Origin of the sequence: Staphylococcus sp. FSL W8-0271 (assembly GCF_038006605.1) — a bacterium.
GTDB lineage: Bacteria > Bacillota > Bacilli > Staphylococcales > Staphylococcaceae > Staphylococcus > Staphylococcus cohnii.
In genome coordinates, this window is record NZ_JBBOVM010000001.1 from 118,997 (window position 1) to 139,699 (window position 20,703).

General features: G+C 31.5%; 22 protein-coding genes. 11 read left to right on the forward strand and 11 right to left on the reverse strand.

Annotated elements, in window-relative coordinates; translation table 11 throughout:
* Nucleotides 1–7 precede the first annotated feature (7 nt).
* Together NST87_RS00505 and NST87_RS00510 are read left to right on the forward strand one after the other, a co-directional pair.
* Nucleotides 8–1,297 carry a YhgE/Pip domain-containing protein gene (locus NST87_RS00505; RefSeq protein ID WP_103211475.1) on the forward strand — a complete coding sequence of 430 codons (1,290 nt, stop codon included), beginning with the start codon at nt 8–10 and terminating at the stop codon, nt 1,295–1,297.
* 241 nt (nt 1,298–1,538) lie between these two features.
* On the forward strand, nt 1,539–3,248 hold the full coding sequence (locus tag NST87_RS00510) for an ABC-ATPase domain-containing protein (protein WP_064264398.1): 1,710 nt from the start codon (nt 1,539–1,541) through the stop codon (nt 3,246–3,248).
* A 180-nt stretch (nt 3,249–3,428) separates the two neighbouring features.
* Here NST87_RS00510 and NST87_RS00515 read toward each other — a convergent pair whose 3' ends face one another.
* The 4 genes from NST87_RS00515 to lqo form a co-directional block, all read right to left on the reverse strand.
* Nucleotides 3,429–3,638 carry a helix-turn-helix domain-containing protein gene (locus NST87_RS00515; protein WP_019469249.1) on the reverse strand — a complete coding sequence of 70 codons (210 nt, stop codon included), beginning with the start codon at nt 3,636–3,638 and terminating at the stop codon, nt 3,429–3,431.
* A 12-nt stretch (nt 3,639–3,650) separates the two neighbouring features.
* On the reverse strand, nt 3,651–4,295 hold the full coding sequence (locus NST87_RS00520) for a DUF2975 domain-containing protein (RefSeq protein WP_019469250.1): 645 nt from the start codon (nt 4,293–4,295) through the stop codon (nt 3,651–3,653).
* Nucleotides 4,296–4,581: 286 nt separating this feature from the next.
* Complete coding sequence (locus tag NST87_RS00525) at nt 4,582–4,683, reverse strand: SE2200 family small protein (RefSeq protein WP_019469251.1); 102 nt, start codon at nt 4,681–4,683, stop codon at nt 4,582–4,584.
* A gap of 228 nt (nt 4,684–4,911) precedes the next feature.
* Nucleotides 4,912–6,402: an L-lactate dehydrogenase (quinone) gene (gene lqo / locus NST87_RS00530; RefSeq protein ID WP_019469252.1), complete on the reverse strand. Its 1,491-nt coding sequence runs from the start codon at nt 6,400–6,402 to the stop codon at nt 4,912–4,914.
* Between the two features lie 504 nt (nt 6,403–6,906).
* Between lqo and fadH the strand changes: the two genes are divergently transcribed.
* Nucleotides 6,907–7,671, forward strand: coding sequence for a 2,4-dienoyl-CoA reductase (gene fadH, locus NST87_RS00535; protein WP_340721162.1), 765 nt, complete (start codon nt 6,907–6,909; stop codon nt 7,669–7,671).
* A gap of 151 nt (nt 7,672–7,822) precedes the next feature.
* Here fadH and NST87_RS00540 read toward each other — a convergent pair whose 3' ends face one another.
* Nucleotides 7,823–9,349: an SLC13 family permease gene (locus NST87_RS00540; RefSeq protein WP_040030592.1), complete on the reverse strand. Its 1,527-nt coding sequence runs from the start codon at nt 9,347–9,349 to the stop codon at nt 7,823–7,825.
* 300 nt (nt 9,350–9,649) lie between these two features.
* Between NST87_RS00540 and NST87_RS00545 the strand changes: the two genes are divergently transcribed.
* The gene (locus tag NST87_RS00545; protein ID WP_019469255.1) at nt 9,650–10,156 is read left to right on the forward strand and encodes a YfiT family bacillithiol transferase; all 507 of its coding nucleotides are present in this window, start codon (nt 9,650–9,652) and stop codon (nt 10,154–10,156) included.
* A 389-nt stretch (nt 10,157–10,545) separates the two neighbouring features.
* Nucleotides 10,546–11,214, forward strand: a complete 669-nt coding sequence (locus NST87_RS00550; RefSeq protein WP_046467856.1) for a transglycosylase family protein — start codon at nt 10,546–10,548, stop codon at nt 11,212–11,214.
* Between the two features lie 136 nt (nt 11,215–11,350).
* On the opposite strand, the gene NST87_RS00555 is transcribed toward NST87_RS00550, so the two are convergent.
* Both NST87_RS00555 and NST87_RS00560 read right to left on the reverse strand, forming a co-directional pair.
* A complete protein-coding gene (locus NST87_RS00555) occupies nt 11,351–12,019 on the reverse strand; it encodes an RluA family pseudouridine synthase (RefSeq protein ID WP_040030657.1) in 669 nt (222 codons plus the stop codon).
* 286 nt (nt 12,020–12,305) lie between these two features.
* A complete protein-coding gene (locus NST87_RS00560) occupies nt 12,306–12,980 on the reverse strand; it encodes an IS6-like element IS257 family transposase (RefSeq protein ID WP_001105987.1) in 675 nt (224 codons plus the stop codon).
* A 140-nt stretch (nt 12,981–13,120) separates the two neighbouring features.
* Here NST87_RS00560 and NST87_RS00565 point away from each other — a divergent pair, with 140 nt between their 5' ends.
* On the forward strand, nt 13,121–13,282 hold the full coding sequence (locus NST87_RS00565) for a hypothetical protein (protein ID WP_445684169.1): 162 nt from the start codon (nt 13,121–13,123) through the stop codon (nt 13,280–13,282).
* Nucleotides 13,283–13,394: 112 nt separating this feature from the next.
* Here the strand turns inward: NST87_RS00565 and NST87_RS00570 are convergent, their stop codons facing one another.
* The 4 genes from NST87_RS00570 to NST87_RS00585 all read right to left on the reverse strand — a co-directional run bounded on the left by NST87_RS00570 (nt 13,395) and on the right by NST87_RS00585 (nt 15,082).
* Entirely contained in the window at nt 13,395–13,529 is a 135-nt protein-coding gene (locus tag NST87_RS00570) for a hypothetical protein (RefSeq protein WP_002509686.1), read from the reverse strand.
* A 13-nt stretch (nt 13,530–13,542) separates the two neighbouring features.
* A complete protein-coding gene (locus tag NST87_RS00575; RefSeq protein WP_013730045.1) occupies nt 13,543–14,427 on the reverse strand; it encodes a permease in 885 nt (294 codons plus the stop codon).
* A gap of 90 nt (nt 14,428–14,517) precedes the next feature.
* Nucleotides 14,518–14,838, reverse strand: coding sequence for an ArsR/SmtB family transcription factor (locus tag NST87_RS00580; protein ID WP_013730044.1), 321 nt, complete (start codon nt 14,836–14,838; stop codon nt 14,518–14,520).
* Between the two features lie 49 nt (nt 14,839–14,887).
* Nucleotides 14,888–15,082 (reverse strand): hypothetical protein, encoded by a 195-nt coding sequence (locus tag NST87_RS00585; protein WP_002509689.1) that lies wholly within the window; start codon nt 15,080–15,082, stop codon nt 14,888–14,890.
* 284 nt (nt 15,083–15,366) lie between these two features.
* Here NST87_RS00585 and arsD point away from each other — a divergent pair, with 284 nt between their 5' ends.
* The 5 genes from arsD to arsB are packed head-to-tail and all read left to right on the forward strand — an operon-like array spanning nt 15,367 to nt 20,689.
* Nucleotides 15,367–15,714 carry an arsenite efflux transporter metallochaperone ArsD gene (arsD, locus tag NST87_RS00590; protein WP_019467779.1) on the forward strand — a complete coding sequence of 116 codons (348 nt, stop codon included), beginning with the start codon at nt 15,367–15,369 and terminating at the stop codon, nt 15,712–15,714.
* Entirely contained in the window at nt 15,695–17,422 is a 1,728-nt protein-coding gene (gene arsA, locus NST87_RS00595; RefSeq protein WP_176719560.1) for an arsenical pump-driving ATPase, read from the forward strand. Before arsD ends, arsA begins: the two co-directional genes overlap by 20 nt.
* Nucleotides 17,422–19,086: an FAD-dependent oxidoreductase gene (locus NST87_RS00600; protein ID WP_340721164.1), complete on the forward strand. Its 1,665-nt coding sequence runs from the start codon at nt 17,422–17,424 to the stop codon at nt 19,084–19,086. Before arsA ends, NST87_RS00600 begins: the two co-directional genes overlap by 1 nt.
* Nucleotides 19,083–19,397 (forward strand): ArsR/SmtB family transcription factor, encoded by a 315-nt coding sequence (locus NST87_RS00605; RefSeq protein WP_013730040.1) that lies wholly within the window; start codon nt 19,083–19,085, stop codon nt 19,395–19,397. The genes NST87_RS00600 and NST87_RS00605 overlap by 4 nt, the downstream gene beginning before the upstream one ends.
* Complete coding sequence (gene arsB, locus NST87_RS00610) at nt 19,397–20,689, forward strand: arsenite efflux transporter membrane subunit ArsB (protein WP_161800957.1); 1,293 nt, start codon at nt 19,397–19,399, stop codon at nt 20,687–20,689. The genes NST87_RS00605 and arsB overlap by 1 nt, the downstream gene beginning before the upstream one ends.
* Nucleotides 20,690–20,703 lie beyond the last annotated feature (14 nt).

Genomic DNA, 20,703 nt, shown 5'->3' on the forward strand with positions numbered 1-20,703 from the left:
ATCTTAAATGAATATTTTTAAAAATAAGTTATTATGGCTTGCACCGATTGCAGCTATTCTAATATTTGTAATATTTTCAGTCGCTTTTTATCCAGCATTTAACCCTAAACCCAAAGATATTCCAATTGCAATTGTTAACAACGATAAAGGTGTTGATATGCAAGGTAACAAGATTAATATAGGTGAAAATTTAGAAGATAAATTGCTAGATAGTAATTCAAATACGATTAAATGGATTCAAGTTGATAATGAAAAAGATTTAAAACAAGGTATGAAAGAACAAAAATATTTTGGAGCAGCTGTTATAGAAAATGATTTTTCAAAAAATGCGCTAAGTAAAACACAAAAAATCGTGATGGATGCTAAAAAAGAGGAAATGAAAGATAAAGTTCAATCTGGAGAAATACCAGCAGCACAAGCCAAAAAGATGCAAGAAAAGATGTCACAATCTGGCGAGAATCAACAAATAACGCCTCAAAAAGCAAGTTTTAAAACATTTATCAATGATGGTGCAGGAACACAAGTTTCACAAATGTCTTCTCAAGTTTTAAAAGGCATGGGTGATAACATGAACCAACAAATTACCAAACAAAGCTTGGGTATTTTAGAAAAGCAAAACATTGATTTAAAACCATCGGATATTCAAAGTTTAACGCATCCAGTTAAAGTAGATAATGAAAAAGTAAATAAAATAAGTAGTCATCAAGCAGGTGGCAATGGTCCGTTCTTAATGTTTATGCCTGTTTGGATGGGATCAATTATTATTTCAGTATTATTATTCTTTGCATTTAGAACAAGTAATAACATAACGATACAACACCGCATCATTGCATCACTAGGGCAAATTGCTATGACAATTGTTACGGCTTTTGTGGGAGCGTTCACGTACGTGTACTTTATGAAGATAGTATTAGATTTTAATTTCAGTGCGCCTAATACAACAGCTACATTTATTGCATTAGCAATCATGGGATTTGTCGGATTAATTCTAGGCACGATGACTTGGTTAGGTTTGAAATCTGTCCCAATCTTTTTCTTATTAATGTTTTTCAGTATGCAATTAGTAACACTGCCAAAACAAATGTTGCCTGATTTTTATCAAAAATATATTGTCGATTGGAACCCATTTGCTCATTATGCAAACTCATTAAGAGAAATTTTATATTTACATGGAAGTATTCAATTAGATACAACGATGTGGATGTTTATCGGATTTATGATTTTCGGTGCTGTTTCTGCACTGATTGCAGCTATTATTAGAAAGCACAGTACAAAACGTACAGAAATTCCTTCCTAAATTTTAAAAATACCCACATAAATTAGTAATTAAAAGTTAACTTTTTGTGGGGATTTTTCATGAAAATTAATATTAATGACGATACACAAGATGACGAAACGGAAAAAAACGAGAGAATATAGTTTATAAAGTGTTCCTTTTATAAAGTAAACTAACATTTATTACTGGAGTTAGTTTCACTGCTTCGGTAGTCTGGGTATGAAATAAAAGAGTATTAACCTATGTTAAAGGAGTGTTCCTTTTGAAAAACACATTGGAATTCGGAAAGTTATTAAAATCATTAGATGGACAAAAATATGGTGCATATAAACGACTTAAAGGTGAATATGCTTTTGATAAATTCCATTTAATTATAGATCATATACAAGCAGATCCTTACGCACCACCATCTAAAGTACGTGCTAAAATGCAGCGTCATATTGCCAATATCCCCGATGAATTATTAGATACAGAAAATAAAAAAATTGCTGTATCTGATTTTTTGACAAGGGCGTTTAGCAAAAGTATTAGCAAAGTGCTTAAATCTGATCAAGTCTCTAAAAAGAGACCGGATATTTTTATAGATCACTGTGGCCAAGAAATATTACAACGCACTTCTGTAGTCATTACTCATAGCGAAATTGAAGTTCGTTTTGAAGTAGGGTTACCAGCAGCAGGAAGAAAGATTTTAGGAAAAGTTGCCCATCATATTTTCATAGATTTACTACCTGAAATAGTAGAAAAAGCATTATTGTATAAACATATCAATCGAGCTGCATTAAATGAGCAAGTGACTACGATGATAGATCAAGTATTTATACGCAATGCACTGTCACGACAGAATTTAGTTGCATTTGTAGCGAATGATTCTATATTACCTAGGAAAAGTGGTGTGTCTGACACACCTTTACCTGACGCTGTAACATTCCAAAGTCCACAAGAATTTGAAATTCAATTGAATTTACCTAGTGGAAAGACAGTTAGTGGTATGGGCATACCTAAAGGCATTACACTCATTGTTGGCGGTGGATTTCATGGTAAATCAACGCTACTAGAAGCTTTAGAGCGTGGTGTATATCACCATATTCCAGGTGATGGACGTGAACTCATTATTACGTGTGATGATGCGATGAAAATCCGAGCTGAAGATGGAAGAAATATCGAGAAAGTAAATATTGAGCCTTTTATAAATAATTTACCAGGAAAAAAAGATACTATTCAATTTTCTACTGAAAATGCGAGCGGTAGTACATCACAAGCAGCAAATGTTATAGAAGCCTTAGAATCTCAAGCGTCGTTATTATTAATAGATGAAGATACGTCTGCAACAAATTTTATGATTAGAGATAGCAGAATGCAAAAATTAATCGCACCCGAAAAAGAGCCCATCACGCCTTTCGCTATGAAAGTAAAATCTCTATACCATGATTATCATGTTTCAACAATTCTAATTGTAGGAGGTTCTGGTGATTACTTCGATGTGGCTGATCAAGTATTAATGATGGATGAATATGTATTAAAAGACGTTACCCGTAAAGCCAAAGCAATTGCTAGCGAAGATAGTCACTCAAAAGATGAAGCGTCACTTAGCCAATTCGGACAAACTTCACAAAGAATACCACTGAAATCTAGTTTTTCAAATAAAGGTAAAGATCGTCGTTTTAAAGTAAAAGGTATGCATACGATTTTATATGGCAAAGAACGAATTAATATTTCAGGATTAGAACAACTTGTCGATGCTAGCCAAACGAATTGCATAGCAACCATGATAGATTATTATCAAAGTAATTTGTTGAATGAACAAGATACGACATCTCAAGCAGCTGATAAAATTTTTGATTTGATTAGTGATAAAGGGCTTGATATCATATCACCTCATCAAGGACATCCTGGTAATTTAGCATTGCCGAGAAAACAAGAATTCTGTGGTGCACTCAATCGCTATAGAGGATTAAATATTAAAACACATTAAAAAACAGGAGTGGAACAAAGTAATAAGTAAGTTCCACTCCTGTTTTCTGTTTCAATATAATCTTAGACGCCCGGTTAGTCTGAACTAATACAAGCGGGAGCCTAACTGCTATGTGGGATTAAGCCAAAGGTTTAACTATGATAAAAATAAGTTGACTTGTGAATTTAAATAAATTTTGGTTTACTCCTCAGACTCTGTGTATTCTATAATGTCTGCAGGCTGACAATCGAGCGCTTTACATATGGCATCTAATGTTGAAAAACGTATTGCTTTTGCTTTGCCTGTTTTCAAATTCGATAAATTTGCTACAGTAATATCAATTTCATTTGCTAATTCACTGAGTTTCTTTTTTCTATCGGCTAATATTCGATCTAATCTAACTACAATCATTTATCTAATCTCCTAAACGGTATAATCAAACTCATTTTGTAAGAATGCACCATATTTAAAAACATTTCCTATAATCCAAATAACGATACCCGCTAAAATAAGTGTGAAATTAAAATTAAAAAAGAAATCTGCAAAGGTTTCGATATCTTTATCTATCAGTGCATACAATTTAGCATTTTGCCCTAAAAAATTATAAACCATAAAATTACTTGCCAATTCAATAAATGCCTCAAATACACCTAATACAATAAAACAATAAGAAATTAAAATAATGATGTTTGCATTTTTATCTGTAAAAATTTGTCCTCTGCTAACATTTTTAAGCCATTTTCTGACATATGTAATCACCAGAATATAGATTGCAATTAATACAATTATTAATAATAGCATTAATATAACAGATGGTTTGGGAAAAGTAATACTATTGAGATCATGTTTTGTAATTTCATGTGAATTTAGTCCTAATGAATCTACCCAAAAAGGTTTATTTGCTTTATCTAATTGTGAGTTAATAAACGAGGAAGGAATGATTAATAGCGCTATAATTGCGATAATAATTGGTAACATACTAAGAGATGTTAAGACCAAAGCGATAGTTGCTAAAATAGTTAACGTTTTGACTAAAATACTAAAACGTTTGCTTTTAATTGTAGACATATTGACGCTCCTTTTTATTTGTTAAGTTCATTATAACTAAAATATATCGAAAATCAATACTTTTTTATCGAATAACGATAAATTAAATAGGTGAGTCGAATTGAATCGTTAGATATTACAAAAGGGAAATATAAAAATGTGATTGTGAAAACGTGTAGGAGTGGGTTTGCCAAGGGGGATATATAATGCAGAAAATGGTCAAAAAATTTATAGAAGCACTGTTTATATAACAATAATAAAAAAGCCAACATAGGTAAGTTATACCTATGTTGGCTCACATGATTTATTAATATTCAATATTTGGTGCTTTGTTTACATGTTGTTGATAACGTTTAAGACCTGCAAATGCTAATGCGCCTACAGCCACAACAATTAATAATTTTTTCATACATTTCGCTCCTTTAAGTGAATCAATGATAACAAAGTATTTCTAAAAAATACCAATGAACAACAAAGATTAAAGAACCAATAAACATTTAGTAATGATAAAATATTTCAAAACACATCTTGAAAGATGTGTTTTGAAAATAAACTGTTATTGTAGGTTCATAAATAAGTGTTTAACACTATCTTAATCTCAGTTCATTTTAGTTTTTACACTTAAGCAATCAAAAGTTTATTCGTAATAATTTAATTCAAGATCTTTTGAAGTTTGTTGACGAGTTTTTCTCATTAAATCAACATCTTCAATTAATGATTTACCATAAGAAGGTATCATTTTTTTGATCTTAGGTTCCCAATCATTTTTATATTCAGAGAAGTTTTTCTCTAATACTTCTAATGCAACAGATACAGATGTTGATGCTCCTGGTGATTCACCAAGTAATGCAATTACAGAATGATCTTCAGAGTTTACAACTTCTGTTCCGAATTGGATGAAGCCTTTACCATATTCTTCAGTATCTTTAATCACTTGAACACGTTTGCCGGCAGTATATAATTGCCAATCTTCATCGCGTGCTTCTGGATAGAAAGTACGTAAGTGGTTCATGCAACCTTCTTTTGTCATTAAAATTTGGTCAAATGAATATTTAAGTAGCGGTAAGTTTTTCGCTGCCGCTGCTAATAATGTTGTGATGTTGCTTGGTTTAACAGATTTAAATAAATCTAAGTTTGAACCATATTTTAAGAATTTAGGACCAATACTTGCGAACGGTCCAAATAATAATGTTTTTTGGCCATTAATGAAACGTGTGTCTAAATGTGGCACTGTCATTGGTGGTGTGCCTGGTGGTTCTTTACCATACACTTTGGCACCATGTTCTTCAATCACATTTGGATTTGTACATGTTAAGAATTGACCTGTGATAGGGAATCCACCTAAGTTTTTACTTTCAGGGATACCTGTTTTTTGTAGTAATGGGATAGCAGCACCACCAGCACCGATAAATACATAATCAGCTAACTGTGTTTGTGTTTCGCCAGTATTTGCGTTACGGATTTGAACTTCCCATTTACCATCGTTACGTCTATTGAAATCAAGTACTTCATGATGGTATTGAACTTCTACTTTTGGATTTTTTTCAAGGTTTCTCGCCATTTTACGAGTTAATTCACCAAAGTTTACGTCAGTACCTTCATTAATTTTGCTGGCAGCCATAATATCGCTTGCGCTATGACCTTGCATCATTAATGGAATCCATTTTTTCATTTCTTCAATGTCTTCAGTATATTCGATATTATCAAACATAGGGAAGTTTTTCATTGCTTCATAACGGTCTTTTAAAAATTTAACGTTATTTTTACCTCTTACAAAACTAATGTGTGGTAATGGATGAATGAATTCTCTAGGGTTTTCGATATAGTTATTTTTAACTAAATAGCCCCAGAATTGTTTAGAGATTTCAAATTGTTCATTAATCTCTTTTGCTTTTTCAATATCAATTGAACCATCAGGTTGCTGAACTGTATAGTTCAATTCACAAAGTGCAGCATGTCCTGTACCTGCGTTATGACGTTCGTTTGAGCTTTCGTCACCAGGACGATCTAAACGTTCGTACAGTTTAATGTTCCAATTTGGTTCAAGCTCATTAAGCATAGAACCAAAAGTAGTACTTAATACACCGGCGCCAATAAGAATGACGTCTTTTGACTCAGTTTTAGCCATAGTTCCTCACCTTTCATTCTTAATAACATCAGTAACAATTTGTCATACATTGTCACTCATCTTATGTCTTTATTTACTATTATATTACGCGACTCTCACATGTAAAAATACATATTAATCATATAACACATTCCTATTTGGAATATGTGAGCATACTTTTAATAATTTACCCTATATTTCAAGTATAAATCATTAAAAGTAAGTGATAATAATTGTTACATAGTAATATTACATTATAATTTCTATAAATTTCAATCAAATATGACTTAATAAAATATAAATAGATTAGAAATAAAAATTAGAGGTCTTAATTTATGTTTTTACACTTACTTTTAACATTTCAATTATTTAATCAGTAAAATGTTTCATATGAAACATAGATATAAAATGATGTTTATCAATCATAGGTCTTTATCATTTTATAAGAAAAATCAGTGAAACTTTGTTATACTTATCAATAAAATGTAAGCGCTTACTAAATTGATTGATAAAGGAGACACTATAATGAAAGATAAAGTGATAATGGTGACAGGTGGAAGTAGTGGTATGGGGAAAGCAATGGCGAAACGTTTTGCTGAAGAAGGTGCGAATGTTGTTATAACAGGTAGATCGTTAGAACGTTTAGAAGCAAATAAAAAAGAAATCGAACACCGAGAAGGACAAATTTTATGTATTGATATGGATGTTCGTGATGTTGAACGCGTGCAGTATACAGTGGATGAAGCCATTAATACTTTTGGAAAGATAGATGGTTTGGTGAATAACGCAGCTGGCAACTTTATATGTGCTGCGGAAGAACTATCGACGAATGGTTGGCATTCTGTGGTAGATATTGTGTTAAATGGAACTTGGCATTGCACACAGGCTGTTGGAAAAAAATGGATTGAACAAGGGCATCACGGTCGTATTATCAATATGGTGGCAACATATGCATGGCGTTCAGGGCCAGGTGTTGTACATTCTGCTAGTGCAAAAGCGGGTGTGTTAGCTATGACAAGAACGCTCGCTGTAGAGTGGGGTTCAAAGTATGGCATTACTGTAAATGCTATTGCGCCAGGCCCTATAGATAATACAGGGGGCTCTGGAAAACTTAGTTTATCGGAAGACGCACGTCAACAAACATTGAACAGTGTGCCTTTAGGACGCATGGGGCAACCAGAAGAAATTGCAGGATTAGCTAAGTTTTTATTTTCTGAAGAGGCAAATTACATTAATGGTGCTTGTATGACAATGGACGGCGGTCAATGGCTTAATCAAAACGCGTTTTAACATAATAGAGTGTTTGTATCATTTTATATAGCTATCATTAATATTAACAGGCTGTGACAAATAATCGTCTCAGCCTGTTATTCATTATAATGGTTCAATCATTCGCTAATGTTAGCAATGTCGAGTCTATTATAGAGAATAATTTTTTACATTAAATTAATCCGAGCCAATGCCAATAAGTAGCACTAAATAAAATAATAAGTAAATAGCCAATAACGGTTATAGGTATCCCTGTTTTTAAAAAATCTTTAACTGTAAATGTTTCTGTACCATAGGCCAACATTGATTGTGGTGAGCTTACGGGTAATAAGAAACCAAAGCTGATAACGAATTGCTGTATGAGTACAAATCCAATAGACTGATTTCCTAAATCTAACGTAGTAGTTAGTGAAATAAATACAGGTATTAGTGCTGATGCTAAGCTTGTTGCACTTGCAAAACCTAAGTGTATTAAAATATTGAAAAGTGCAATTAATGCAATGGTTACTACAAGAGGATAATGGTTTAAACCCATGATACCAAAGGTTTGATCACTCAACCATTGGGCGGCTGTAGTTTTTAATAGTACATTTCCTAAAGATATGCCGACGCCAAATACAATAATTGTTCCCCATGTTATACGACTTTCAGCTTCTTTCCAGGACATGACACCAATTTTAGGAGTTAACATAATAGCCAATGCTAATAAAATGATTGAAGATGAATCAATAGGATGTAATATCTTTTCGGTAGACCAAAGTATTAATAAAATGATGGATATGCTAATTAGACGCCATTCTTTAGCAGTTATAGGTCCCATAGCTTTTAACTGTTGCTGAATTAATGATTTGCCTCCCGAAAGTTCTTTTTCTTCTGGGGGCATGACTTTAAGCATGATAAAATAAAGCGCAATTGACATTAACATGGACCATGGTCCAGCATATAAGAACCACTGTCCCCACGATATATCAGTATTTAACTGATCATTAATAAAATTAATTGCGACAATGTTTTGTGCAGCTGCAGTTTTAATACCAATATTCCATATAGAAACTGCTTGCACAGCCGTGATAACTAAAAGTCCGGCTAATTTACTTTGTTTAGCAACGCCGAATGCTGTTATCATTCCTAATAATATAGGAATAACAGCACCTGCTCGTGCAGTAGCAGAGGGAACGAAAAATGCTAAAAATATTGCTACTAATATCGTTCCAATAACGATACGATTTGTCTTATTGCCTGCTACGGAAAGTACAATTAGTGCAAGTCTTTTATGAAGTTGTGTAATTTGCATAGCTGTTGCTAAAAAAAGAGCAGCTGCAACTAAAGCTAATGCACTGGTGGAAAACCCACTAAATGCAAGTTTTAAAGCATTACCTGTTCCAAAAAGTGAATCTCCCTTCAATATTTTACCATTTGACTGAGGGTAGCCTAGCGATTCAGATAAATTTTGTACCGGACTGAAACCTATTAATAGAATAATGAGTCCAACAATCATGACTGCAGAAACTGGATAAGTCACTGCTTCAGTAACCCATAATATGACTGCAAATAGCAATATTGCTAATGCGCTTTTAGCCATAAGCGGTAAACTTTCTGGTGTAGGTAATAACAAAATCGTGATTAAGATAATCATACTTGTGATTAACCAAAATGGCTTGAAATTAGATGTAGACTTGGTAGATGAATCTTTACTCATAAATTCCCACTCCCTTGTTAAATCCTTCACAATAATATTACAAATTTTATTAAGTTGTATCATTATAATTTAGGAAAGTTCATAAAAATTTACTAATTATGTATTTGTCATATCATTAATTTTATAAATTTTATGGTAATAACTAGGGAGAATACTTTTGTTATGAATATGAGTATATGCATTCCTAACTTCTACAATAAATAGTATGAAAGTTTAAATAGTCATAAATAGGCAATAGCATTACTAATGAAAAAATTAAAGATGTTATTAAACATTTAATAAATAAAAAAGGTGATTAATATGGATGTCAGATTTCCAATTGGTGAATTAGAAGTGCCAAATAAAGTAACATTAGAAGATATTCAAAAATGTCTTAGCGAAATTGAGTCGTATGCATATAGACTGAGACAAACTGTAGCTCATTTAAATGATGAAGCATTAAACAAGCAATATCGAGACAAAAGTTGGACTGTGCGACAACTCGTTCATCATATAGCAGATTCCCAATTAAATATGTTTCAACGCTTAAAATTGGCGCTAACAGATACGAATCCAGTTGTTGATCCTTTTATTCAAGATGAGTGGGCAAAACTTGCTGATAGTCAACTGCCTATAGAATGTTCCCTTAAAATGTTAGAAGGTATAAATGAACGTATTATAGCTATTGGCAATCATTTAACAGAAAGTGATTTGAATCGTACATTTACATTAAGAGGAAGCGGAGAAATATCTGTTGCTACTAAAGTTGCTAAATTAGCTTGGCACGAAGAGCATCATTTAGCGCATATTAAAATAGCATTATCATAATGAATATAATGGGGAGACCGTTCAATTTTAATCATTGAACGGTTTTTTAAATATATAAAATAGCAAACTGACTAACTAGGATAATTGTCACACTAATTACAATTATGTTACAGAAAAAATAAGTTTAAAAAGTACTTTATTCACTTTAGTAATAGGTTTTTTTACAAAATATCTTTTAATTTTCATTCAATTTTATGTAATTATTATGTAAAATGCATGGGGTTTTTTTAATTTCGCTGTAACCTACAAGGTTTTTATGGATGTTATAGTATTTACTGGAAATTGGTTGAAACAGCATTGGATTATACAAAAAATAGTTGGTTTCAATATCACAGTAAAAATAAATCTTAAAAATATAAAAACAAACTTGTAGGAGGATTTAATCAAAAATGAAAAAAACAGTATTAGCTTCAACATTAGCAGTAGGATTAGGTGTAACAGGATTCGCAGCAGGTAACTCAGCTGACGCAGCAGAACAAGATGTAGATAAAGCAGAATTAGCAAACTTAGCTCAATCTAACCCAGAACAATTAAATGCAGCACCAGTACAAGAAGGTTCATATAGTTATAACTTTAATTACAATGGTTTAAACTATAACTTTGAATCAAATGGACAAACTTGGTCTTGGAGTTATGGTGAAGGTTCAAGCGCTAACGCTTCAACAGTTGAACAACCACAACAAGCACAAACTCAAACTGAGCAACCAGCTCAACAAGCTGCTCCACAAACTGAACAAACACAACAACCACAACAAGAAGCAACTACAAAAGCTTCAACTCAATCATCAAGCTCAAATGAAGCTTCAAGTGGTTCTTCAGTAAATGTTAATTCACATTTACAAGCAATCGCTCAACGTGAATCAGGCGGCGACTTAAAAGCTGTTAACCCATCATCAGGTGCAGCAGGTAAATACCAATTCTTACAAAGTACTTGGGACTCAGTAGCACCAGCTGAATATAAAGGTGTATCTCCAACAGAAGCACCAGAATCAGTACAAGATGCTGCAGCTGTAAAACTTTATAACGAAGTTGGCGCTTCACAATGGGTTACTGCATAATCTGAAGTATAATTTTAAATAAAAATATAAGTATAAAACACTAATAAAAGCTATGAAGGAATCATTTAGTAAAGATTCTTTCATAGCTTTTTTATATTAATATATTGGATGAAATTACGGTTATTTAAGAAGTATGTTATATAAATTCATTCCAAATGCCTTTATTTGGAGTAGAAGTTACAGAAATGATTTCATCTTTAGTGGGGTGTTTGACGCTGAGTTTTGATGCCCAAAGTGCAATTTGTTGTCCTGGCTTATTAAATTTCTGACCGTATTTTTGATCACCATATAATGGTAAGTTTTGATTTGCGAATTGTACTCTAATTTGATGTGAACGACCTGTTTTCAATTGGATTTGAACCAAGGTTTTATTGTTAATTGTTTTGATAACTTTATAATTCAAAATTGCCTCTTTAGCATCCTTTTTCTTGGAATCAACTGCATAAACAATATTTTTATTTCTGTCTTTCCATAAATAGTCACGAAGTTCACCTTCTTTTTTTGAAGGTATACCATGGATAATTGCTAGATATGTTCTATATAATTTTTGTTTTCTAAGTTCATTAGATAACCTAGAGGCTGCTTTGGATGTTTTAGCGAAAACAATTGTGCCTCCAACGGGCCGATCAAGACGATGTACGAGTCCAAGGTATACATTACCCGGTTTATTGTATTGAACTTTTATGTATTTTTTTAAAATGGACAATAAGTCTTGATCTCTTGAGTTGTCTTCTTGTACAGGAACATTAATTGGTTTCTCTACCATTAATAAATGGTTATCTTCATAAAGAATATTGTCGAACATTTAATTCCTCCAACATTTTATATATTGATAGGTTTTCATAAATTTTAAAATAAAGTTATTAAAATTAAACCAAATTAAGATATTATCAGTAGTTAGATATAAATTCAATCTTTCTTATATTTAAAAGCCATAAAATATAACTATTTATAATGATATAAGTGAATATTATTTTCACACTAATTACATAATTATTACATATTTGTAAAACCAATATTATATTTCATGCTTGGTTCTGTTGCAAAGTAAAAAATATAGCTAACCACTAATTTATCATATCAGTGTTCGCTTAACTTGCTAGCATGATGCTAATTTCGTGGCATGGCGAAAATCCGTAGATCTGAAGAGACCTGCGGTTCTTTTTATATAGAGCGTAAATACATTCAATACCTTTTAAAGTATTCTTTGCTGTATTGATACTTTGATACCTTGTCTTTCTTACTTTAATATGACGGTGATCTTGCTCAATGAGGTTATTCAGATATTTCGATGTACAATGACAGTCAGGTTTAAGTTTAAAAGCTTTAATTACTTTAGCCATTGCTACCTTCGTTGAAGGTGCCTGATCTGTAATTACCTTTTGAGGTTTACCAAATTGTTTAATGAGACGTTTGATAAACGCATATGCTGAATGATTATCTCGTTGCTTACGCAACCAAATATCTAATGTATGTCCCTCTGCATCAATGGCACGATATAAATAACTCCATTTTCCTTTTATTTTGATGTACGTCTCATCAATACGCCATTTGTAATAAGCTTTTTTATGCTTTTTCTTCCAAATTTGATATAAAATTGGGGCATATTCTTGAACCCAACGGTAGACCGTTGAATGATGAACGTTTACACCACGTTCCCTTAATATTTCAGATATATCACGATAACTCAATGCATATCTTAGATAGTAGCCAACGGCTACAGTGATAACATCCTTGTTAAATTGTTTATATCTGAAGTAGTTCATACAGAAGACTCCTTTTTGTTAAAATTATACTATAAATTCAACTTTGCAACAGAACCCAAAATGTTAATGTACAAGAAGCAACATTTACTGGAGAGTCTAAAGATACTGATCAACAACAAGAATGGGAACAGCCTACAGAGGTGCAGCATAAAGATATACCTGAAGAGAAAGAGAATGAAAACCTCAATGAAGAACCATCCACAATAGACGATAAACAATTCGAAGAAATAGATAATGAATACGAAGATAAGGAAGAAAAACCACCTAAAAAAGGTTTCTGGAGTCGGTTGTTTGGTAATTAACACAATAAAAAGCGCTACAAGCTCATGAACTTGTAGTGCTTTTTTATGCTAGAACTTCTGATAATCATCGATTATGTTAATAAATGCAAAATCAAACAGAACTTTTTTAATGTTAGCAACAATTTTTATTACCGTTTTCTTTTTTCTCATTATTTTCGTCTTTTTTGTCTGTTTTCTCTTCAATTTCAACTGAACAACATGACTGTTCTTGAGGTTTTAATTTTTTTAATGCGTCTTTGATACCCATTTACTTCACCTCCTTAAATGATTAAGTTAACAATTAGACCAGTAGCAATAGCTACGACTAAAATTGCTATAACAAAAGATATTACAAATTTCTTTTTAAATAATTTAGATAACAATACAACTTCAGGAATACTTGCTCCTGCGCCACCTATAATTAATGCTACAACCGTTCCCAAAGACATTCCTTTTGAAGCTAATGCTCCGGCTATAGGTAACATAGTTTCAGGTCTAATATACATAGGAATACCTATTACTGATGCAATGAGTACGGATATACTACTATCTCCACTTGCATATTTAGTGATAAACGTTTCAGGTACAAATCCGTATATAAAAGCACCAATAAACACACCAATAAATAAATAAGGAAGCATTGGATATAAGAATGCCCAAGCATCATTTAATGCATGTTTAACACGAGATCCAGTTTTATTAGCAAAAAATCCATCTCCTTTAACGTTTACACCTTTGTAAGTTTTAGCTAAATTCATTTTTGAAAATACTAGACCCATTAAAATACTAAAAATCGCTAGTACAACAAAGTAAATAACAGCAACTTTCCAACCTAGTAAACTCCATAACATAAATATCATTAATGGATTCATTAATGGCGATGCAATCAAGAAACTCACTGCAGGACCAAATGCAACTTTAGAATTTAATAAACCTGCAAGTATAGGAATTGTTGAACAAGAGCAAAATGGTGTAATAGCACCAAAAATCATTCCTAATATATAGTTGGTTGCTTTATTTGGTTTGCTTAAAAGCTTTTGTATTTTATCTTCTGATACTACTTGTTGAATTAAACTTACAATAAAACTTACAACTATAAATAATGCTAACAATTCAAAAAATAACATTAAAAATGTTTTTATGAATTCTATGATTGAATCTGTCATTAGTATAACTCCTCTGAATTTATTTAATCAACTTTTTTTGATATATAAATTAAAAAAAGTTGATTAATATGATGTGTAATAAGATAAATCCTATAATATTTTACAGCAAGTATCTTCATTTAAAACAATCTGTATTTGTGCTTCATTGATTTTGTAGTAGTTCCAAGTACCATATTTTTCAGGTATTAAAATCTGTGCACTTACTAATTTTTTTAAATGATAAGAAATTTTAGATTGTTTTAAATCTAATAACGCTTCTAAATCACACACACATAATGATTTATTAGAACTCTGGCTAATTTGATTTAGTATTTTCAATCTGTTTTTGTCGGCAAGTGCATTAAACATGTTTTCATAAAAATCTAATTGTTGATCTTCATTCATATCAGTTTTTGCTTTAATAACTTCCATAAAAAGAACACCTCTTTTTTATAATATTTGATTAGAGTTTATATTATCTTTATTTCAATTCTTGTATTGCTTGTTTGTAGTTATTTTCTGTTGATTCACCATACTGATGAATATTACCTTTAAAGAACTCCTTCTCCATATATATTGTAGCTTCTTTTAAAGTGACTTCTCTTGAAACCATAACAAGATTTAAATAACTTACAAAGTAACCAACAGATAAAGTACTTGCGTGGTTTACTCGCAATCAGGCACACCTCCTTATTGTCTAAATAATTTTATTCCATTTAATATATCAACTTTTTTTGATATATTAAATATAAATCAATATATACATTATTGCAAGATTAAAAAACTATAATTTTACATAAACTTAGACATGCTCCACAGCAATAGTAAAAATATTTTCTTCCTAGCTATATTATTAGAAACTCAAATTAAGTAAAATTTTAAAAATCCAAATCAATACATAGACACTAATCTATATAGATGTTAATCTATTGTAGTAAAATAATTAATGAGGTGAGTATAATGTTAAATATTGAAATATACGAAGAAGCTATGTGCTGTTCTACTGGCGTATGTGGTCCAGAACCGGATGAAACACTAATAAAGACGAACCAAATCAATGAATATTTAAAACAAAATCAAATAGAAGTTCAACGTTATAATATGAGTAATAATCCGAATGAATTTATTAAAAATAAAGAAGCTATTCGTTTAATTCAAGAAAAAGGTAATGAAGTTTTACCAATCACTTTTATAGAAGGCAATATAGCTAAAACAGGAAATTATATTACCGAAGAGGAAGCTGATGAAATTATTACGGTTAATCAGATGAGAAATGGAGGATGCTGTGGTGGAGATGGATGCTGTTAAATACTTAAATAAATTGAATTTAAATAATGTTGAGTTAACAAAATATCTGTTTTTTACTGGTAAAGGTGGCGTTGGTAAAACGACGCTATCAAGTTCTATCGCTTTAAATTTATCGGAGAATGGAAAGAAAGTTGCTCTAGTAAGTACGGATCCAGCCAGTAATTTACAAGATGTATTTCAAATGGAATTATCTAATAAATTAACTACATATCAACCTATACCTAATCTCTCTATTGCCAATTTTGACCCGATTGTTGCTGCAGAGGATTATAAAGCACAAGCTATAGAACCTTATGAGGGCATTCTACCAGAAGATGTGCTTTCTGATATGAAAGAACAGTTAAGTGGTTCGTGTACAGTTGAGGTAGCAGCATTTAATGAATTTACTAATTTCTTATCTGATAAAAATTTAGAACAAGAATTTGATTTCATTATATTTGATACAGCTCCAACAGGTCATACGTTGAGAATGCTTGAATTACCTTCTGCTTGGACAGATTATTTAAATTCTACGAGTAATAACGCTTCTTGTTTAGGTCAACTATCGGGTTTAAATGAAAATAGAAGAAAATATAAATCAGCACTTGAAAAATTACGCAACCAAGAAGATACGACAATGGTACTAGTTGCTAAACCTAACCAATCCTCTATATATGAAATTCAAAGAGCGCAACAAGAATTACAACAACTATCAATTTCTAAATTCAAAGTAATCATTAACAACTATATAGAAGAAAGTCACGGTTTAATTTCTAATCAAATGAAATTAGAACAAGATAAAAACATTAACCATTTTAATGAATGGTTAAATAACAATCATGCCTTTTACGTTCCATATAAAAAGCAGAAAGCAGAAGGTATAGAAAGTTTATCTAATCTATTAAATGATGATAATTTAATTGAAAATGATAACTTTATTGTTGAAGACCATCCACAATTCAATAAATTAATAGATGAGATTGAAAATAGTGAAGTACAGTATTTATTTACAATGGGAAAAGGTGGCGTTGGTAAAACGACAGTAGCAACGCAATTAGCTACAGCATTATCTAATAAAGGACATCGTATTCTTTTAGCAACGACTGACCCTACTAAAGAAATTAATGTTGAAACCACAAGTAATTTAAATACTGCTTATATTGATGAAGAACAAGCATTAGAAAAGTATAAAAAAGAAATACTAGCCACAGTGAATGATGATACACCACAAGACGATATTGATTATATTGTGGAAGATTTAAAATCACCTTGTACAGAAGAAATAGCATTTTTCAAAGCCTTTAGTGACATTATGGAGAATCAAGAAGACATGGATTACGTAATTGTAGATACAGCTCCTACAGGCCATACCTTGCTGTTACTTGATTCTAGTGAAAATCATCATAAAGAACTAAAGAAAAAATCAACTCAAACTACCAGTAATGTTGAAACATTATTACCCAAAATTCAAAATAAAAATTTAACACAGATGATAATCGTAACACTAGCAGAAAAAACACCTTATTTAGAATCTAAACGTTTAGTAGAAGATTTAAATAGAGCTAATATAGGCCATAATTGGTGGGTTGTTAATCAATCGTTAGTTACGCTAAATCAACGTGATGACCTTTTTAGTAACAAAAAAGAAGATGAATCAATTTGGATAAACAAGATTAAAAATGAAAGTCTTGATAATTATTTTGTCATACCTTATGGAGGGTTATCATAATGAAAAAAATTGTAATCATTGGTTCAGTTGCTGCCGGTACAAGTGTCGCGGCTAAAGCAAGAAGAAATAGTGAAGATGTGGAAATTACCGTTTTTGATAAAGATAGTGATATTTCGTATTCAGTATGTGGTATTCCCTACTATATAGGCGGTAATGTATCTGATATTGATGAACTCACGCCACGAAACGCTAAATGGTTTAAAGATCGCTTTAATATAGATATTTATACAAAATATGAAGTGAATCAGATAAATGATACTGATCAAACAATAACAGTTACCAATTTAGTAAATGATGAAAAGATGATTCAAGAATATGACGAATTAGTATTAGCAACAGGTTCATCGCCTAAAGAACTTCCTCAATTAAATAGCGAAGAATATAACAATGTGTTTAAAGTTAAAAATATTAATGATGCGAAAGCAATTTATAATTATATTGAGGGCAATGATGTTCAGAATATAACAATCATTGGTGGTGGATTTATTGGTCTAGAGATGTTAGAACAATTATCTAATTACAATACTTCAATTGTTCAACGTAGTACTTTTATGCCTCATTTAGACTACGATATCAGTTTTATGATTCAAGAATATATTGAAGATAAAGCTAACGTATATACCTATAATGAAATAGATATTATTGATTATGATGAAAATCATACGATAAATAGAGTGAGATTAAAAACTGGCGAATTAATTGATACAGATTTAATCATTATTGGGATTGGTGTCACACCAAATACTAAATTAGCTAAAGAAATTGGTATTAATATTGGAAAATCTGGAGCAATACAAACCAATAAGTATTTTGAAACAAATATTCCTCACATATATGCAATTGGTGATGTAGCAGAAAGTTATAATTTAATTACTGGTAACCCTATATATAGACCGCTAGGTTCTACAGCAAATAAAATGGGACGTATTTTAGGAGATCGATTAACTGGTGGAAATCTAGAACATAAAGGTATTTTAGGAACAGGCATTGTTCGTATATTTGATATGACAATTGCCCAAACAGGCTTAACTGAAAAAGAAGCTATTGATTTAGATATTGATATTGACGTATTACACAATGTGAAACCGAATCGTCCAGAATATATGCAAGGCCAAGAAATGGTAATTAAAGCTATATTTGATAAAAACAATTCTAAATTACTTGGTGCCCAAATTATTGGGTATGAAGGTGTAGATAAGAGAATAGATGTACTAGCTACTGCTATAACGTTTGGTGCCAATGCAGAAGATTTATTTCATTTAGATTTAGCATATGCACCTCCTTTTTCTACAACTAAAGATCCTGTTATTTATACAGGGATGATTGGACACAATATTACTCGAGGACGCAAAATTATAACGCCTGAAGAAGTTATAAAACAAAATAATGATTTATTGATTTTAGATGTACGTTCTCCAAAGCAATTTGAAGTTGATCATGTTGATGGAGCGATTAACGTCCCATTGAAAACGTTGAGAAGTTATGCAAAAACATTAGATGAAAATCAAAAGATAGTGACTTATTGTAATAAAGGTACTACTGGGAATGCTGCACAAAACGTACTTATTAATTTAGGTTTTAAACAAGTGTTTAATTTGTCAGGTGGTAATAAAAATTATCAACGTTATAAAAGGTTTCAAGTAGAAAGGAAGAAGAAAAATTGAATTATAAAGAAATATCACAATACTTAAAAGTGATTGCTGATAGTAGCCGTCTTGAAATATTAGATTTGTTATCTTGTGGTGAATTATGCGCTTGTGATTTATTAGAGCATTTTTCTTTTTCTCAACCCACATTAAGTCATCATATGAAAGTATTAAAAGACAATAATTTAATTACATCCAGAAAAGATGGTAATAAAAATTTATACAAATTGAATCATGACGTATTAGATGACGTTACATCACGACTGACTCTATTGGGTTCCAGTACAGTCCCATGTATATGTGAAACAGTAGAGAAAGGTGAGTGTTAATTATGATGATATTAGCAATCACAATATTTGTATTAACGTTAATTTTTGTTATATGGCAACCTAAAGGTCTAGATATTGGTATTACTGCATTAATTGGTGCTGTAGTTGCTATAATCACTGGCGTTGTAAGCTTTTCAGACGTACTAGAAGTTACTGGAATTGTTTGGAATGCGACCTTAACTTTTGTTGCAGTTATTCTTATTTCACTCATATTAGATGAAATTGGGTTCTTTGAATGGTCTGCTATACATATGGTGAGAGCATCAAAAGGTAGCGGATTGAAAATGTTTATCTTTATCATGCTATTAGGTTCAGTTGTAGCAGCCTTCTTCGCAAATGATGGTGCAGCTTTAATACTGACGCCTATTGTTTTAGCAATGGTACGTAGTCTAGGTTTTGATAAAAAAGCGATATTTCCATTTATTATTGCTAGTGGTTTTATTGCAGATACCACATCATTACCACTTATTGTTAGTAATTTAGTTAATATTGTTTCTGCTGATTACTTTGATATTGGATTTGTTGAGTACTTCAGTAAAATGATTATACCTAATATATTCTCTCTGATTGCTAGTATTCTCGTCTTATGGTTATATTTTAGAAAGTCTATCCCAGGAAAATTTGATGCAGTAAATATTAGAGAACCAAAAGAAGCGATTAAGGACAAAAAGCTTTTTAACATCTCGTGGATTGTACTCACTGTATTGCTAGTTGGTTATTTAATAAGTGAATTTATAAATATTCCAGTATCAATTATTGCTGGTATCATTGCTTTAATATTTGTATTATTAGCGCGTAAATCTAAAGCCGTGCATACGAAACAAGTAATTAAAGGTGCGCCATGGAATATTGTTTTATTCTCTATTGGTATGTATCTCGTCGTATTTGGTTTGAAAAACGTGGGCATTACAACACTTCTTGGTGATGTACTAACAAACATTTCAAGTTATGGCTTATTTAGCAGCATTATGGGTATGGGCTTTGTAGCTGCATTCCTATCCTCTATTATGAATAACATGCCAACCGTTTTAATAGATGCAATAGCAATTGGTCAATCGAGTGCTACAGGAATATTAAAAGAAGGTATGATTTATGCGAATATTATCGGATCTGATTTGGGGCCTAAGATAACACCAATTGGTTCGTTAGCCACACTTCTTTGGTTACACGTACTAACTCAAAAAGGTGTCAAGATTTCTTGGGGAACCTATTTTAAGACCGGAATTATTATCACAATCCCTGTTTTATTTGTAACCCTATTAGGTCTATATTTAACACTAATAATTTTTTAAAAGAGAGGTAATAA

What these genes read in the sequence shown, in the direction of transcription:
- NST87_RS00505 (WP_103211475.1), top strand. Translation starts at nt 8, where the DNA reads ATGAATATTTTTAAAAATAAGTTATTATGGCTTGCACCGATTGCAGCT.
- NST87_RS00515 (WP_019469249.1), bottom strand. Translation starts at nt 3,638, where the DNA reads ATGATTGTAGTTAGATTAGATCGAATATTAGCCGATAGAAAAAAGAAA.
- NST87_RS00520 (WP_019469250.1), bottom strand. Translation starts at nt 4,295, where the DNA reads ATGTCTACAATTAAAAGCAAACGTTTTAGTATTTTAGTCAAAACGTTA.
- NST87_RS00525 (WP_019469251.1), bottom strand. Translation starts at nt 4,683, where the DNA reads ATGAAAAAATTATTAATTGTTGTGGCTGTAGGCGCATTAGCATTTGCA.
- lqo (WP_019469252.1), bottom strand. Translation starts at nt 6,402, where the DNA reads ATGGCTAAAACTGAGTCAAAAGACGTCATTCTTATTGGCGCCGGTGTA.
- fadH (WP_340721162.1), top strand. Translation starts at nt 6,907, where the DNA reads ATGAAAGATAAAGTGATAATGGTGACAGGTGGAAGTAGTGGTATGGGG.
- NST87_RS00540 (WP_040030592.1), bottom strand. Translation starts at nt 9,349, where the DNA reads ATGAGTAAAGATTCATCTACCAAGTCTACATCTAATTTCAAGCCATTT.
- NST87_RS00545 (WP_019469255.1), top strand. Translation starts at nt 9,650, where the DNA reads ATGGATGTCAGATTTCCAATTGGTGAATTAGAAGTGCCAAATAAAGTA.
- NST87_RS00550 (WP_046467856.1), top strand. Translation starts at nt 10,546, where the DNA reads ATGAAAAAAACAGTATTAGCTTCAACATTAGCAGTAGGATTAGGTGTA.
- NST87_RS00555 (WP_040030657.1), bottom strand. Translation starts at nt 12,019, where the DNA reads ATGTTCGACAATATTCTTTATGAAGATAACCATTTATTAATGGTAGAG.
- NST87_RS00560 (WP_001105987.1), bottom strand. Translation starts at nt 12,980, where the DNA reads ATGAACTACTTCAGATATAAACAATTTAACAAGGATGTTATCACTGTA.
- NST87_RS00570 (WP_002509686.1), bottom strand. Translation starts at nt 13,529, where the DNA reads ATGGGTATCAAAGACGCATTAAAAAAATTAAAACCTCAAGAACAGTCA.
- NST87_RS00575 (WP_013730045.1), bottom strand. Translation starts at nt 14,427, where the DNA reads ATGACAGATTCAATCATAGAATTCATAAAAACATTTTTAATGTTATTT.
- NST87_RS00580 (WP_013730044.1), bottom strand. Translation starts at nt 14,838, where the DNA reads ATGGAAGTTATTAAAGCAAAAACTGATATGAATGAAGATCAACAATTA.
- arsD (WP_019467779.1), top strand. Translation starts at nt 15,367, where the DNA reads ATGTTAAATATTGAAATATACGAAGAAGCTATGTGCTGTTCTACTGGC.
- NST87_RS00600 (WP_340721164.1), top strand. Translation starts at nt 17,422, where the DNA reads ATGAAAAAAATTGTAATCATTGGTTCAGTTGCTGCCGGTACAAGTGTC.